Below are 16717 nucleotides of genomic sequence, written 5' to 3' on the forward strand. Positions count from 1 at the left end.
ATGAACTATCGATTCTTCTTTCACTTTCATTACATCGATGTAAGGTTTTGCGTAGCGGTGAAAATCAGCCGGATTGTCGTGCCTTTCCCTTCTTGTGAGTCAAGTTCAATCCGGTGGCCGAGCTGGTCAGCCGCCGCTTTTGCCAAGTAAAGACCCATTCCGGTCGATTCTCTGAAACGGCGTCCGTTTTCTCCTGTGAAAAACGGGTCAAATACCCGCTTTTGATCTGTATCCGGGATGCCGGCGCCGAAATCTGTCACTTGCAATACCGCTTCCGAATCGTTTTCACCAATAGAAATAATAACCGTATTGCTTTTTCCCGCCGAGTATTTGACCGCATTGTTGACAAATTGGGAGATGATGAAAAACAGCCACTTTTCATCTGTTTCGACGGTGATGCCTTTTTTGATTTCTTTGAACTTAGGATAAACTTGACTGCGAATGTAAAAGCGCTTATTTTCGCGATTAACCTCGTGAACGATATCCGCCAATGCGACCGGTTTTATACGGAAATCCTGTTCGATCGTCCGCAGTCTGGCCATATAGAGAATCGTATTGAGGCCCGTTTTCATCCGCTCGGTCTCCTCGCGGATGCTGGATGATTCCGGTTCATCCAAATTTTGAGCCGTCAGTTCGATGACCGACAGCGGCGTCTTCATTTGGTGCACCCATTGATCCATGAAAGTCAAATGCTCTTTTTGTCCAAGCTCCAGCTTCTTTAATTCTTGGCGGTATTGCCTGTACTGGCTTTTCAGCAGCTGTTCAAGCGCTTCTGAAAGAGGTGATTGAGGCTGATTCGATTGCCTGAAGGTGTCATCCAATGACTCCAGCCCGCTCGTCATCCGCTTGTAAAACTTCCGTCGCGTATAGTAATGGTAGAAAAGATAGCAGCCAAGAAAGAAAAAGCCGAGAAAAACAGCATAAAAAGCCGGCCTGATGTGCTGATACCCATCAAGCCAGTACACCGACAGCATCGTGATAAACTGCAGCACTTGCACGGCAATCAACAAATAGTGTTCTTTGAAAAAAAGCTTCATTCCTCTCCCGCCTTCACCCAGGATATATTCAAGCGGTAGCCCGCGCCCCGCACTGTTTCCACCGCATCTTCAATACCGAGCTCCTGAAACTTTTTTCTGACGCGTGTAATGTTGACATTAAGCGTGTTTTCATCCACATAGGCCTGATCATCCCACAGCTTGGCCAGCAAATCTTCCCGGCCGGAAATCCTCGGGTGGCGTTCCATTAAGCTTTCGATAATATCGGCTTCTTTTTTCGTCAAAGCAGCCGTTTGACCGCCGAATGTCAGTTCAAGTCTTTCCGGATACAGTCGCAGTCCTTCTTTTTCGAGAAGCCGTTCCTCCGCCTTTGCCGCATACTCTCCGTAAGCCCTGCGAAGCTGGCTGCGTATTTTTGCCATAACGATTTCGGCGTGAAACGGCTTGGTGATAAAGTCATCCCCGCCGTTTTCCAATGCCATGACCTGATCCATTTCGCCCGTCCGCGCCGAAATAAACAAGACAGGGCAAATCGATTCCTGGCGGATTTGCCGGCACCAGTAATAGCCATCAAAGCTCGGCAGATTAATATCAAGCAGAACAAGATCAGGCGCCGTGCTTCTGAACTCATCCATAACGCGGTCAAAGTCATTCACTACATGAACGTTGTATCCGTATTTGACAATATGCGATTTTAACAAATCTGCAATCTTCGGGTCGTCTTCTACAATCATCACTTTTTGCATCTCGGTCTCTCCTTTTGGTTTGGATATATTATGACACGAAGCGGTCTGATAAACAAAAGCCGCCGCGATCCGTCCTACCTTACAATCATGTAAGTGTACTGTAATATGAATCAATTTCTTCTTCCCGCGCCTTTTTTATAAAATAATACCATCCACAAAACTGAATGAAAGAGGAGAAGGTATATGAAGACACGGGCAGGCGGCCTGATTGCCGCGGTTCTGATCGCCGTTGCCGGCGTTTTTATCGCCGGCGTTTTTATCCTGCAGAAAGCGACAGGTGGCCTTGTGCCGCTGGCCGATGATTTCATACAAGGCCAGGGAAAGCCTGAGGCATATTATCTCAAAGCCGAAGATCATGCAGAAAAGCTGAATAACGGAAAGTACAACTACACATTAACCGGATATGACGCGAGCGGACACAAACAGCAGATTGAAGCAGAGGCGGACGAAAAACTGCGTCCCGGCGCTTTCATCAAAGTATGGGCGTACGGAACGAAAGCCGGAAGCTTGACTGAAGTACACGAAGAGGAAATCCCCGAGGGCGCTTTAGCCGCCATGAAAACCAATTAAAACCCCATCGCCTGATGGGGTTTTCTGCTTAATATTTAAATCGATTGATAATGGTTTGAAGTTCTTCAGCCAATTGAGACAGCGACTCTGCTGCATAAGAGATTTCTTCCATCGAAGCCAGCTGCTCCTGAGTTGAGGAAGCAACCGCTTTTGTGCCAGCCGACGTTTCCTGTGAACCGGAAGCTAATGTTTGAATGGTGTTTTGAACCATTTCGACACCTGATGTCAGCTGCTGAGTAGAAGCTGCGACTTCTTGGATTTGAAAAGCAACCTGTTCCACCAAGTTCAAAATTTCGTTAAAATTGCCGGTCGTCTCCTGGGACAGAGCGATTCCGGAGCTGACATTTTCTTGAACGACTTTTATATTATTCACCGTTTCTACCGATTCATTTTGGATCGTTGTGACCAACGATTGAATATGGTTCGCCGATTTATTCGTTTCGTCCGCCAATTTCCGGACCTCTTCCGCCACGACGGCAAACCCTTTTCCTTGTTCTCCCGCTCTTGCTGCTTCAATTGCCGCGTTCAGCGCCAGCAAATTCGTCTGCTCCGAAATATCGGTGATGAGCGAAGAAATGTTGCTGATTTCTGCCGTGCTGGACACGAGCGCCTGCAGGCCGCTTCCGGCTGAGTCGACGGATTTATCAATGAAATTCATTTGCTCGAGCATTTTATGAACGGATTCGGAGCCGATTTCGGCTTTGTCTCTCATCGAAGACGACAGATCCGCTATGCTTCCTGTATTGGAGGCAACGGATGATAAGCGGTCCAGCAATTCATGAATCGATTCCGAGCTCTTTTCTGTCATTTCGCTTTGCGTCATATTGCTGTCGGCAATCGCCTGCATCTCTTCCGAAATCAGTTCGGAGGTCGATTTCGATTCCTCCGCGCTTGCCGACAACTGTTCAGAGGAAGCGGCGACTTGCTCAGACGAACTGCTGATCTGCTTCACAATTTGCGTCAGCGACTGAACAAAAGCATTGAAAGAATTTGCAAGCTGGCCGAACTCGTCTTTATTTTTGACGATCACTTTCTTGGTTAAATCCGCCTCGCCATGGGCGATGTCCCCAAGCTGCTGATTCAGGCTTCTCAACGGTACCAGAATAGACTTCAAGAGCAGCAGACTCAAAACAATTCCTAATATAGCTGATACTCCTGTGACAATGATGATAACCCATTCGCTCATCGTCCCATTAGCGCTGATCTCTGCTTTCAGATCTTCCACCTCTTGTTCCAGGCTTTTGACCAGCTGGTTGACAGACGGATCGAGGACTTCTTTTCTTAATGTTCTTTCCTCTCCGAAATGGATCGATTCGGCTTTTTTAGAACTTGAAGCGTAAGATTGTATAACTTGTTGATTTAAATCCCAATAAGCCTTGAAATTTTCTTTAATTTCCTCGACGTTCGCTTTGTATGTGTCTTCCCGGATCAGTTTGCCGGCGCGGTCAAGACTCTTTAAAACATCGTCGGCCTTATCCTTCATTCCTTCACTGTATTCATTGTCTCCGGTCATAATAAGGCCTCTCTCGTCATTCGACAAGCCGGTCAGACGATATTGAATATGCTTAATCTCTTTTTGAAATTCCATTTTGTCCTTAAGTTCTTCATTCTTTTTCACCGTAGAAGAAATCATAAAAACAGAGGAACCTCCGATTCCAACGATGGAAACGACTAAAATTGATATAATTCCCAGCAGTTTTGTTTTCACTTTCATTATGGTGATCCTTTCTCCTTTATGTCATCAATGATGAAAAGCAATTTTCAACTTAAATATCTTCTTCATTTCATAGTATCGACATTTTTCGTCAAAATTTGAGATTTTGTATGATTGTAAGCCGAAGAAAAAACTCTGCCGGAAAGGCAGAGCTTTTGATTGATTAATGAATTGGTTTACTTGGCGGACCCGCCGATTTGGTATGTTCATAGAAGTGATGAAAATAATCATTTGTCTCTGCTTTGATGACTTTCCAAAGCAGCAGGATGGCGATCAGGTTTGGAATCATCATCAGCGCATTCGCCATATCGGCAAACGCCCAGACGGTGACGAGGTTGGCGACCGTCCCGATGCCGCAGGCGAGGATGTAGACCAGCCTGTAGCCCGCAATTCCTTTGGCGCCGGCCAAATACTCGAAGCATTTTTCTCCGTAAACATACCAGCCGACAATTGTAGAGAACCCAAAGAAAATGACCGACAGCGACACAATGTATTCTCCTGCCGCGCCGAGTACTGAGGCAAATGCCGCGCTCGTCAATGCCCCGCCTTCCAGGCTGGCATTATGGGCCGCGCCTGATATCAAGCCGCCAGACGGGTCCCAGAAACCGGTAATAATAAGGGTTAAACCGGTCATCGTACACACCACGATCGTAACGATAAATGTCCCGGTCATTGCGACGAGCGCCTGTTTTACCGGATGGTCAGCACGCGCATTTCCGGCGATTAGCGCGGCCGTCCCAAGGCCTGCTTCGTTTGAAAAAATGCCGCGGGACACCCCGTTCCGAACCGCTTCAGATACGGCAATTCCAAGAAAACCGCCGGCTGCTGCCACAGGGTGGAAAGCATAATAGAAAATCAGCTCAAAAGCCGGAATAATCTTGTCATAATTCAAGATCAGAATCAAGATCGCCCCGCCCATGTAAAGAAAAGCCATGATCGGCACAAAGAAGCTGGCAACCGTGCTGATCCGCTGGATGCCGCCGAAGATGATGACGCTGACGAGAATGACCAGAATCAGCCCTGTCACCCAGTTTTCGATACCGAAGCTGTTCTTTGTAATATCGGCAATCGTATTGGATTGGACGCTGTTGCCTATCCCCAAAGCGGCAAAAGCTCCAAACAGCGCAAAAGCGATGGCGAGTCCTTTAAATCTGCGGCCGAGTCCGCGTTCGATATAATACATCGGCCCGCTTGAATATTCCCCTTTTTCATTTTTTACGCGGAATTTAACAGCAAGCAAGGCTTCCGCGTATTTCGTTGCCATGCCCAACAGCCCGACAACCCACATCCAGAAGATCGAACCCGGTCCGCCGAGTGTCAATGCCGTCGCGACACCTGCGATATTTCCGTTTCCGATCGTGGCGGCAAGCGCTGTCATTAAAGCTTTAAAATGGCTCACATCCCCTTCGGCAGCCGCGTCTTTGCTGTCTTCCTTGCCAAATCCGATCTTAAACGCATAGATCAGGCGGCGAAATTGCAGTCCTTTTAAAACAATCGTTAAAAATAAGCCTGTCCCAAATAATAAAATTAAACTGGGCGGCCCCCATAATACCTTATTAATCTTGCCTAGTATTTCTAAGATATCCATATGACTCACTCCCAACAAAGATAACGCTTTCATAGCTGCAAGAGATATTCTATCACAACGAAAAATGGTTATGTTTGTGAAACGACACAAAATGTAATCGCTTACATTTATTTTTTTAACAAAACTATTTTTTAAAGAAAAAAATTTTAATAGATAACTCCTCGCATCAAGCCTTTCACCTCATTCAACGTTCACTAATTTGTTAAATTTCACAAAAAAGCGCTTACATTTTTAATTTTACGCACGATGCTCTTGCCAGTTCAGAGATTTATACTAGCGGTAGAATCATATTTCATTTGAGGGGGACGACATCATGATTATTGGAATTCCGAAAGAAATTAAAAACAATGAGAACCGTGTAGCCATTACTCCGGCCGGAGTAGTCGCGCTTAAAAAAAGCGGTCATCAAGTTTTAATCGAACAGGGAGCCGGGCTTGGAAGCGGCTTTGAGGATGCCGACTACAAAGCAGCCGGAGCAGACATCTTGGTTGAAGCGAAAGATGTATGGGCAAAAGCGGATATGGTCATGAAGGTGAAAGAGCCGATCAGCTCTGAATACGGCTATTTCCGAAAAGGACTTGTTTTGTTTACGTATCTGCACTTAGCAGCTGAACCTAAGCTTGCGAAAGCGCTTGTGGACAGCGGCGTCACAGCCATCGCTTACGAAACGGTTGAAGTGAACCGGACGCTGCCGCTCCTGACTCCAATGAGTGAAGTCGCCGGACGCATGGCTTCACAGATCGGCGCGCAATTTCTTGAGAAATCAAAAGGCGGCAAAGGCATCCTGTTATCAGGCGTACCCGGCGTAAAACGCGGCAAGGTCACGATCATCGGCGGCGGAGTGGTCGGTACGAACGCTGCCAAAATCGCAGTCGGACTTGGCGCTGACGTCACTTTGATCGATTTGAGCGCTGAGCGCCTCCGTCAGCTCGATGACCAGTTCGGCAAAGACATTCAAACGCTTATGTCTAACCCGCTCAACATTGCGGAAGCCGTAAAAGACTCAGACCTTGTCATCGGCGCCGTCTTAATTCCTGGTGCAAAAGCGCCGAAGCTTGTCACAGAAGAGATGATTCAGTCGATGTCCCCAGGCTCAGTTGTTGTAGACGTGGCGATTGACCAGGGCGGCATTATTGAAACGGTTGATAAAATCACCACGCATGACGATCCGACTTACACGAAGCACGGCGTTGTCCATTATGCCGTCGCCAATATGCCGGGAGCCGTTCCTCGTACATCAACGATCGGCTTAACAAACGTCACTATGCCTTACGCTTTGCAAATCGCAAATAAAGGCGTTGAACAAGCAATCGCCGAAAATCAGGCGCTCGCTCTCGGCGTCAACGTTGCAAACGGAAGCATCACCTACAAGGCCGTCGCGCGCGATCTTGGATATGAATACGCATCTGTAGAAGATGCATTTCAAACGGTAACCGCTGGTTAAGCGGACTTTATCTCTCTGTCAATTGAATGGAGAACATTTTAATAACGCTTTCTGACTGTCCTTTCACGAAAAAAAGCCGGATATCATCCGGCCTTTTTTCATTCTGCTTTAAACATTGAAGGACGTTTTCCGGCACACGGTGTTCGCCTTCATCCGAAATCGGCTGCAAGTCAATTCTTGAATGGTGTTCCCGTATCAACATATTTAAATACATTCAGAGACGGCAATGGACGTCCTTTAAAATCAAATAATGCCTGATTGTCTACGGCGCTGCCGCCAAACCACTTTCCTGCGTCTTCCGGATCATATTCAGCGGCATAGCTTGTGGCCCAGCCTGATCCGTATGTCTCCCAAAGCGCTTTATTTTTCTCGAGCTGGTGTGCCGGTCCTACTGGAATCCATGCAGGTTCCCAATAGAAAACGCCGATTCCGGCTTCGCCTACATCGCTGACCGCTTGAATCACATCACGGACCGCGTTCGCCTGCCCTTGAACGGTGACCGGATAATTGAGCGTTTGACCGTTTTTAGGGGCTGTATTTTCGTGTCCGTCTCCGTCTTCAGCCGTATACGTATAAGATGTCTCGGCAACCATGACCTTTTTGCCGTACGTATCCGCGACTGATGTCAGGACGGATGTTAGATTCTTCAGTGTGCCATGCCAAAACGGATAATACGAGCTTGCAAACACATCATAGTCTACATGGTGCCGGTGAAGCGTCTCGGCAATCCAAGCGTACCTGCCGGACGTCTCCGGATTGGTAAAATGCAAGGCAACTAAAATATTCGAATCCGCCTCCCGGACCGCTTGACTCCCCGCATTGAATAATTGGCTCATCTTCGCCCAGTCCGTTTCACCGGCAAGGCCCCCGTTTGTTTCGTTTCCGACCTGCACCATGCCGACGTTGATGCCCGCTGCTTTCATCGCTTCAAGGCTTTGTTTTGTATATCGGTAAAGCGCCGTTTTTTTATCTTCAAAGCTTAGATTTGCCCATGCTTTCGGCGCTTTCTGTTTCGCCGGGTCCGCCCAGAAATCGGAATAGTGGAAATCCGCCAGCAGCTTCATTCCGTTGGCAGTGGCCCGTTTTCCGATCTGAATCGCGTTTTTCAGATCATTATTTCCCCCTCCATAGCCATTGCCGTTGGCATCATAGGGATCATTCCATATGCGCACCCGTACATAATTGACGCCTGCTTCCTTCAGTGTTTTGAATATATCCTGTTTCTTTCCGGATTCATTGTAAAAGGCGACGCCGCTCTCTTCCAAAGCGATGATGCTTGAAACATCAACCCCTTTTATAAAATCCTTGTGAAGCCCTGAAACTTTTTCGAGAAAAAGGCCGCTTTCTGCCGCCCTGGAACCTCTGACGGCTTCCGCCGGACCGCTGGTTCCAAATGCGCCCAAAACAAAAATCAGCACCACAAAAACAGCCACCACGTTTTTCATGAATCTCGCTTCTCCCCTTTCATGATTGGCACACGCCAAACAGAAAACGTTTTCATTAATTTTTCAAGAGAAACATCCACATTAAAGCGGATGTCCCCCGGGCTTATTTTTTTGTTTTTACCGCTATTCGGGCTTCATATTTTTCCAAAGTGATTTCGCCGGTCAGCGTTTCGCCGGTCAGCATATCTTTAACGGCCGACTCCAACACGACGGACTGACGTTTTTCCGTGAAATTCATGATGAAAATATAATCATTTTTCTCATCCTGTCTGACTTGAACGGAGACGCCAGGCTGGTGTTTCACGTCAAAAGACGGTTGAATCACTAGCTCTTTGATCAATGTTCCATAAAAATCCCGATGAAATTGGCTGCTTAAACGCGCACCGATATAATACGTTTTCCCCTGTTTGTATGGATGGCTCGTCACAGCCGGCGTGTCCGCATAAAAATCGTCCTCATAGAATCCCTCGGGATCTGCCGTATTCAGCTTCAGCACGGTCGCGTAATCTTTCAGCTCATATGACCGGTTTTGATAACGGACCGCATTTTTGTCGCCGGGATAGAGCGTATCGGTTTCAACTGGCACAATGCCAAACAACTCTTGCAGATCTTGTGGCCATCCGCCTAAATAGGTCAGATCATATTCGTTGACGATTCCGCTAATATACGTCATCACCAATGTGCCCCCGTTGGCAGAAAATGCCTTTAAGCGCGCGATTGTTTCTTCGCTTGCTAAGTAAAGCATCGGTACGATCAGCAGCCGGTACGACGAAAAATCCTGTTCCTTCGTAATCACGTCGACTGGAATATCACGCTCCCAAAACGCGCGGTAGTGCTCGTGCAGGGTTTGGGGATACCGCTTGGTCTTCATCCCGAATCCTTGTGCATCTTGGAGCGCCCAATGGTTTTCCCAATCATAGAGAATCGCGACATCCGCAGGCCGGGTCGTTCCGACGACTTCAGACAGCTCTTCAAGGGTTTGCCCCACTTTTGCTACTTCTTTAAACACGCGGTTCTCGGAACAATTGTCATGGCCGACAACAGCACCGTGAAATTTTTCCGATGAGCCGCGGGATTTCCGCCATTGAAAATAGAGGATGCTGTCAGATCCGTGGGCGATCATCTGCATAGAAGACAGGAGCTGCATGCCCGGCCGTTTCGCTTTATTAAAATCGTGCCAATTGACAGCGCTCGGCGTCGATTCCATTAAAAGAAACGGCTGCTGTTTCAGGCTGCGGTACAAATCATTGATAAAGCCGACTTTCATAGCTAAATCAGCTGTGCTTTCCCAATCATTGTGCCAGGCGGGATACGCGTCCCAGCTGATCACGTCCAGGTGTTTGGCAAACTTGCTGTAGTCCAGCCCTTGAAATGGAATGAGATCATGTGTGTCGGCCATAAAGTTGGTCGTAATCGGAATATTCGGCGTGATTTCCTTCAACGGAACGATTTCATTTTGAAAGAAAGAGATCGTCTGGTCAGTGACGAAGCGGCGCCAGTCTAAATTCAAGCCGTGCACCGCATTTTCCCCGATCGGAGACGGCGATTCAATCTGTGACCAATCGTTGAAGGTGTGGCTCCAAAAAGGCGTCCACCATGCGGCATTCAAAGATTTAAGATCATGTTTGTACTTCTTTTTCAGCCAGTCTCTGAAGGCGTGCTGACATTGATCACAATGGCATTCTCCCCCGTATTCGTTGGAAACATGCCACATCAAAAGGGCAGGATGACTGCCGTACCTTTCCGCCAGCAAGCGGTTGATCTCTCTCGTTTTTTCACGGTATACGTATGAAGTGAAGCAATGGTTATGCCTTGCCCCATGCAGCTGTTTGACACGTTCCGCATTGACGCGCAGCACTTCCGGATACTTTTGCGACAGCCAAGCAGGACGGGCGCCGCTCGGTGTCGCCAATATAATCCGGCCGCCGTTCCGGTGAATGCTCTCAAACATATCATCCAGCCATTCAAACGTATAGACGCCTTCCTCCGGCTCAAGAGCGCTCCATGAAAAAATCCCCACTGAAAATGTATTCGTATGGGCAAGTTTCATCAGCTTGATGTCATCTGCAAGAATATCCGGACGGTCAAGCCACTGATCCGGATTGTAGTCTCCCCCGTGCAACATGTATTTTGCTTGTGTCGTATAAATTTTTGGCATGATACTCTCCTTTATTAGACCATATTCTCCTTCGGACTATCCTTTCGTTCCCCCTGCCGTCAATCCTGATACAAAGTTCTTTTGCAGCATGATAAAGATGACGGCTACCGGAATGCTGATCAAAATGGCGCCGGCGGCAAACGTCGTATAGCTGGCTCCCATGACTTCATTGACTAAATTGTATAAACCGATCGGCAATGTATACGACTCCGGCGTCCGCAATATCGTCGAAGACAAAACGAAATCCCCGAGCGGTCCGGTGAATCCGTTCATGGCGACGACCGCGATCATCGGTTTGGATAGCGGCATGATAATCTGCAGAAAAATCCTTGTATTGCTTGCGCCGTCAATCTTAGCGCTCTCATCCAAATCGATGGGAATGGAGTCCATATACCCTTTCATCAAATACGTGTTCATCGGTATGAGTCCGCCGATGTACAGCAAAATCAGCAGCCAATGGCTGTTCATCATTCCCAGCATCTGCGCTAAAACAAAGAGCGCAACCAAAGCCGAAAATTGAGGAATCATTTGCAGCAGCATGAATAAAACTAAGGCGTTTTTTCTTCCTTTAAAACGAAACCTTGAAAAAGCATAAGCTGTAAAAGAAACACTGATGACCGACCCGATCATCGTGAAGATGCTGATTTTCAGCGAGTTTATATACCATTGCCCGTATTGAAGGCTCTCTTTTCCGGCGAATAATTCTCTATAGTGATCCAATGTCGGGTTTGCCGGAATGATAGAAGTACTGACCAAACTGTTGCCGGGATTAAAGCTGGCTCCCACCGTCCAAAGCAGAGGGTATATGATAACGACTGTCATAAAAGCCAACAGAGAATAGGCCAGAAGGAGCCGAAAGAATCTTCTTTTCTTCATATGTTAAGCCCCCTCTTTGAAAGAATTTGTCCGTCTGAACTGCCACAGTGCGATCGAGATGACGAAGACCGACAGCAGGATCGTCAATGCGGCGGCTAAAGAGTACTGGCTTGACTGCATCGTTAATTTGTAAATCCAGGACACCAGGATGTCGGTTCCTCCCGCTGTTGACCCGGGAACAGCCGGACCGCCCCCATTGAATAGATAGATAATATTGAAGTTATTAAAATTAAAAGTGAATTGCGTAATGATAATCGGCGCCATCGCGATTAAAATCAGCGGCAATGTGATATGCCTGAATTTCGAAAACGCGGACGCGCCGTCAATTGTCGCCGCTTCATAAAGGTCGTCCGGAATCGACTGCAGAACACCGGTCGTTACAATGAACACATAAGGAAATCCGAGCCATCCCTGCATGAGGATCAGCGCCAGCTTCGTCCAATTGGCATTCGTCATCCAAGGAATCGGATCGATCCCGAATGCGGCGAGGATTTGATGATTGAAAGCACCGAAGCTGTCATTAAAAAGGCCGGCAAACACAAGAATGGTAACAAAACCGGGCACGGCCCAAGGCAAGACCAGAATCGTCCGGAAAAATTTTTTGAAGCGGACTTCCTTCTGATTGACGACAACCGCCAACAAAATTCCCAACCCGACTTGGAGTGTGGAAGCGACAAGCGTCCAGACAATAGTCCAAGCTAAAACATCCAAAAAAGTCGACCGCCAAATATCAACGGTGAAAATTTCGGAAAATGTTTTAAATCCTACCCAATCGACAAGGTGGGCAGGCGGAGAATGGTAGAGGTTATAGTTTGTAAAAGCTAATGCAAAGCTGAACAAAATCGGAAAAACAACGGCAAAAATCAGGATGAACAGCGATGGTCCGCTGATGAGATACGGATATCCCTGAGCCATTAAATTATGATATTGTTCCTTGAGTGAACTGAGCTCCTTTTGTTCATCGCGCCGCTTTCCGTTTTGGTAGGCGTCCCGCAAATTGGCGTAATAGACAGCCAGCCCAAAACAGGTGACAATCACGGCAATGATGCCTTCTGCCAATAGAAAAATCGAGTTATCGCGCGGCACTTCGGTTCCAAGCGTAAACAGGCCCCACAGCCCCATATTCAGCAAATCGCCAAAAACCGCAAAGAACGAGACGCCTAAAAGAAGGAATAACAGACCCTTTATCCATTGTTTATTGTAGAATTGGCCCAAACCGGGAATGATTGATAATAGTAAAGCTTTTTTGCGATGCTGCACCTTCTCTTTCACCTCTTTATATGGACGTCCTTATAATAAATGGCGCCAAACTTAAGACAAGTTTGACACCAATGCTGCGGCTTATTTGCTGCCGCTGTGCTTTGCGTTGATCTGTCCTTGTATCGTTTCCGCGGCTTGATCAAGCGCTTTTTTCGGTTCGGCTTTTCCGGTTGCGATTGTTTGCAGCGCCGCATCCGCCGGCGTCCATACTTCATTCATCTCAGGAATATTCGGCGTCAACTCTGAGTACTGAGACTGTTCGGCAACGGCCTGAGCCGCTTCGCTTTTTGTGACGACAGGATCATCCGCCAGTTCTTTGACAGCGGGAACTTCTTTTGTGATCTCATATCTCTTCTTTGAATTTTCTTTATTGGCGAGAAAGACGGCTAATTCTTCCGCTAGATCGGCACTTTTCGAATAAGCGCTTACATTGTAGCTCTTCACGCCGACAAAAGAACTCATATGTTTTCCGTTGGACAGCTTAGGCAGCTTGGCAACCCCGTAGTTAATGCCCGCTTTTTTGAACGGTTCCAGATTCCACGGACCAGAAATGATCGCTGCTGCTTTTCCTTCCGTAAACAGCGATTCCAGCACATTGATGCCCTGCTCCCCAATAATTCCGGCAGGGAACAGCCCTTCTTGATAAAACTTCTGAATGTACTCGGCGCCTTCGACTGCACCTTTGTTATTCAAGCCGAGATCAGTCGGATCATAAGTGCCGTCTGCATCGCTTTTAAAAATGTAGCCGCCGTATCCTCCCATGACGCTCTGCGCATAATAAATCTGGTCAAACAGCGCCAGGAAACCGAATTTTTTGCCGTCAGCCGTTTTTTTCGAATACTCATACCATTCATCCAGCGTTTTCGGCAGTTCTTTTTCAGAAATCAAATCTTTATTATAGTAGAGCATCGTCGTTTCAACCGCTTTCGGCAGGCCGTAGACCTTACCATTTGTCACTTGGGATCTCATGGCAGGTTCCGTATAGATCGATTGGATCTCTTTGTCCACCTTTAATTCCTTGATCAAACCTTCCGTTACCGCTGTTCCGATTTGATCTCCAGGCATCGTTAACACATCAGGCCCCGTTCCTGCCGGTCCATCCATCCGCAAGTCTTCGATCTGCTTTGCGTAAGGCTTTTCGACGACTTTGACAGATACGCCGTGCTCTTTTTCAAACTGGGCAACGGCATCTTTAATGCCTTCGCTTTTTTCTTTATCCTCCCAGATCACGAGTTCCTTTTGCTTCGAGCCTGATGCTTCATTGCTGCTCTCTTTAGGTCCGCAGGCAGTTAAAGACAAACTGAGAGCAATCACACTGCTGATTCCAACATATTTTTTCATATTCATCATTCGTCTCATTCCTTTTATTGGATTGAAAGCGTTTTACAAAAACAATATAGCATGTCTAAGGAAAAGTGTAAACAATTATTTTACTGACTATAGTAAAATAATTTACGAAAAAGGCGCGGCTTATGAACAGCCCGCGCCTTTTTTTAATTGGTGCTTTTCCTGACCACCAGTTCTGCACCGATATATAGCGTTTTTACAGCTTTTCTTTTTTCAAGTATTTGTTCAAGAAGCAATTCAATGGCGTTTTTGCAAAGTTCTTTAATATCGATATGGAATGTCGTCAGCGGCGGAGATACGTATTTCGCCACACTGATGTTGTTGATGCTGATGACGCTCACCCTGCCCGGGATGGCGACCCCTTTTTCATTTAAGGCCTGAAGACAGCCTACGGCGATCGGATCCGCCGCTGTAAAAAAGGCCGTCGGCAGCTTTTCACCCAATGTTTCAACCGCTTTATCCATCAGATGGTAGCCGTTTTCCACCGAAAATCCCCTGCGGCAAAAAATAAAGCCTTCCTCCAAGAGCCCTTTTTCCTTCATATAATCGCGAAACGTTCGTTCCCTTACGTCCATTTCGTCTTCATCGGTATTAGGATTGTGGTACGTGCCTCCGATAAAGCCAATCTTTTCATGCCCTTTTTCAATAAGAAAGTCCACCGTTTTTCTCGTCATCTGCTTTAAGTCCGGCCTGACTGAATCAAAATGATTCGGATCCGGCGTCGAATCGATAAATACTCCGTGAGGCGTCATCTGCCTTAACCGGGTTAATTCATCATCTGAAAATGATCCGACGGCAATGAATCCTTCAATGTTTTCGGGGATGGCGTCAATGCCGCCCGAATTTTTATACGTCGTCAGTTCAACGTTGAATTGCTTTGCGAGCTTCTCGATTTCCAGCCTCATCGTTTTAAAATACACGTCTTCGAGCTCTTCTTTATCCGTCAGCCAGTACAGAAACGCGATGTTTTTTACCAGTGTCCTGATCGTTTTTTTGCGGTAGTTCAGGCTTTCCGCCACTTCAAATATTTTCTCCCGCGTCTCATCGGGTACGGACAGGCTTTCGTCGTTATTCAATACGCGGGAAACCGTCGAGATGGAATACCCCGCCTTTTCTGCAACATCTTTTATCGTCGCCACGATTGTAAAACCTCCATATGAACATCTTTATTTTAAATTCCAATTGTTTTAGTAAAATATTTTACTAATTTAACGTTGATTTGCGTAAAAGTCAAGTGCTGATTGCCCTATCCCTGACAATAAGGATTTTACATGAAAACGCTTCATTTGAAAAAACACTTTTTATTGCACCAATTGAAAACCCGTAGTAAACTGAGGTTAAACTTAATTAAATTAATTTATTAAGTCTGCACGTCAAACGAATGGGAGGATATATGAATACTGCAGCCGCTTTATCAAACGACTTTCGTTCTATTTTTAAGACAGAAAAGACACCGCGAACCTTTTTTGCTCCGGGAAGAATCAACTTAATCGGCGAACACACGGATTATAATGGAGGGCATGTTTTCCCCGCCTCGATTTCATTTGGCACCTATGCCCTTGGCGTGAAGCGCGATGATCAAATGATCCGTTTCTATTCAAAGAATTTCCCTGACAAAGGAATCATTGAATGCAGCTTGAGCGATTTAGCCTTTGACCAGTCTGACGGCTGGGCCAACTATCCGAAAGGAATGTTCCTTTTGATGAAAGCGGCAGGCCATCAAATCGTTCACGGCGCCGATATTTTGTATTACGGAAATATTCCGCACGGAGCGGGCCTCTCTTCTTCCGCATCGATTGAGCTTGCGACGGGCGTTTTGTTAAAAGGGCTTTATGATTTGCAGACAGACACGATCTCCATGGTGAAGCTCGGACAAAAAGTTGAAAACGAATACATCGGCGTGGGGAGCGGCATTATGGATCAATTCGCGATCGGCATGGGGAAAAAGGATCACGCGATTTTGTTAGACTGCCGTACACTTGATTACACATATGCTCCCTTCGTGTTGAAGGAACACGATGTGATCATCATCAATACAAACAAACAGCGGACGCTGGCCGGATCTAAATATAATGAAAGGCGCGCCCAATGCGAAGAGGCGCTCCGCGATCTGCAGAAGGAGTTATCGATTGCAAGCTTGGGCGAATTGACGGCGGAAGCATTTGAAGCCCACCAGCACCTCATCCGAAGTGAAATCAATCAAAAACGCGCCAAACATGCTGTGTACGAAAATGCCCGGACGCTGAAAGCGCTGGAAAAACTTCGCGGGGGCGACCTCGCCGGGTTCGGCAAGCTGATGAATGAATCTCATGTGTCTTTAAGGGATGATTATGAAGTGACAGGGCTGGAGCTTGATACCATTGTCCAAGCGGCCTGGGAACAAGACGGTGTCCTGGGTGCCCGCATGACCGGCGCCGGGTTCGGCGGCTGTGCGATTGCGATTGTAGAAAAAGACCGGACAGACAGCTTTAAAGAACGTGTGAATGCCGTCTACCGCGAAACGGTTGGCTATGATGCCGCTTTTTATACTGCGGCGATAGGCGACGGCGCCAAAGAAATATAGAAAGGGGAATG

Annotated in this window: 13 protein-coding genes; 3 read left to right on the plus strand and 10 right to left on the minus strand. The window is 47.1% G+C overall.

Annotated features, from left to right (window positions below; all coding sequences use genetic code 11):
• Positions 1–29 precede the first annotated feature (29 nt).
• Both R5H20_RS23010 and R5H20_RS23015 read right to left on the minus strand, forming a co-directional pair.
• On the minus strand, positions 30–1037 hold the full coding sequence (locus tag R5H20_RS23010; protein ID WP_006639743.1) for a sensor histidine kinase: 1008 nt from the start codon (positions 1035–1037) through the stop codon (positions 30–32).
• On the minus strand, positions 1034–1741 hold the full coding sequence (locus tag R5H20_RS23015; RefSeq protein ID WP_006639744.1) for a response regulator transcription factor: 708 nt from the start codon (positions 1739–1741) through the stop codon (positions 1034–1036). The genes R5H20_RS23010 and R5H20_RS23015 overlap by 4 nt, the downstream gene beginning before the upstream one ends.
• 183 nt (positions 1742–1924) lie before the next feature.
• Between R5H20_RS23015 and R5H20_RS23020 the strand changes: the two genes are divergently transcribed.
• The gene (locus R5H20_RS23020; RefSeq protein ID WP_006639745.1) at positions 1925–2311 is read left to right on the plus strand and encodes a YxeA family protein; all 387 of its coding nucleotides are present in this window, start codon (positions 1925–1927) and stop codon (positions 2309–2311) included.
• A 28-nt stretch (positions 2312–2339) separates the two neighbouring features.
• Here R5H20_RS23020 and R5H20_RS23025 read toward each other — a convergent pair whose 3' ends face one another.
• Both R5H20_RS23025 and R5H20_RS23030 read right to left on the minus strand, forming a co-directional pair.
• Positions 2340–4025 carry a methyl-accepting chemotaxis protein gene (locus R5H20_RS23025; RefSeq protein ID WP_006639746.1) on the minus strand — a complete coding sequence of 562 codons (1686 nt, stop codon included), beginning with the start codon at positions 4023–4025 and terminating at the stop codon, positions 2340–2342.
• A gap of 163 nt (positions 4026–4188) precedes the next feature.
• Positions 4189–5613, minus strand: coding sequence for an alanine/glycine:cation symporter family protein (locus tag R5H20_RS23030; protein ID WP_006639747.1), 1425 nt, complete (start codon positions 5611–5613; stop codon positions 4189–4191).
• Positions 5614–5926: 313 nt separating this feature from the next.
• On the opposite strand from R5H20_RS23030, the gene ald reads away from it, so the two are divergent.
• Positions 5927–7057, plus strand: a complete 1131-nt coding sequence (gene ald / locus R5H20_RS23035) for an alanine dehydrogenase (protein WP_006639748.1) — start codon at positions 5927–5929, stop codon at positions 7055–7057.
• A gap of 170 nt (positions 7058–7227) precedes the next feature.
• Here ald and R5H20_RS23040 read toward each other — a convergent pair whose 3' ends face one another.
• The 6 genes from R5H20_RS23040 to R5H20_RS23065 form a co-directional block, all read right to left on the minus strand.
• Positions 7228–8502 carry an arabinogalactan endo-beta-1,4-galactanase gene (locus R5H20_RS23040; RefSeq protein ID WP_006639750.1) on the minus strand — a complete coding sequence of 425 codons (1275 nt, stop codon included), beginning with the start codon at positions 8500–8502 and terminating at the stop codon, positions 7228–7230.
• Between the two features lie 103 nt (positions 8503–8605).
• On the minus strand, positions 8606–10660 hold the full coding sequence (locus R5H20_RS23045; RefSeq protein WP_006639751.1) for a beta-galactosidase GanA: 2055 nt from the start codon (positions 10658–10660) through the stop codon (positions 8606–8608).
• Positions 10661–10696: 36 nt separating this feature from the next.
• A complete protein-coding gene (locus R5H20_RS23050) occupies positions 10697–11536 on the minus strand; it encodes a galactooligosaccharide ABC transporter permease GanQ (RefSeq protein WP_006639752.1) in 840 nt (279 codons plus the stop codon).
• A 3-nt stretch (positions 11537–11539) separates the two neighbouring features.
• On the minus strand, positions 11540–12796 hold the full coding sequence (locus R5H20_RS23055) for a galactooligosaccharide ABC transporter permease GanP (protein ID WP_006639753.1): 1257 nt from the start codon (positions 12794–12796) through the stop codon (positions 11540–11542).
• 81 nt (positions 12797–12877) lie between these two features.
• Complete coding sequence (locus R5H20_RS23060) at positions 12878–14146, minus strand: arabinogalactan oligomer ABC transporter substrate-binding protein GanS (protein WP_006639754.1); 1269 nt, start codon at positions 14144–14146, stop codon at positions 12878–12880.
• 143 nt (positions 14147–14289) lie between these two features.
• Complete coding sequence (locus R5H20_RS23065) at positions 14290–15282, minus strand: galactan degradation operon transcriptional regulator GanR (RefSeq protein ID WP_006639755.1); 993 nt, start codon at positions 15280–15282, stop codon at positions 14290–14292.
• A gap of 254 nt (positions 15283–15536) precedes the next feature.
• On the opposite strand from R5H20_RS23065, the gene R5H20_RS23070 reads away from it, so the two are divergent.
• Entirely contained in the window at positions 15537–16706 is a 1170-nt protein-coding gene (locus R5H20_RS23070) for a galactokinase (RefSeq protein ID WP_006639756.1), read from the plus strand.
• Positions 16707–16717 lie beyond the last annotated feature (11 nt).

Origin of the sequence: Bacillus sp. KICET-3, from assembly GCF_033261025.1 — a bacterium.
In the GTDB taxonomy this organism is placed as follows: Bacteria; Bacillota; Bacilli; order Bacillales; family Bacillaceae; genus Bacillus; species Bacillus sonorensis.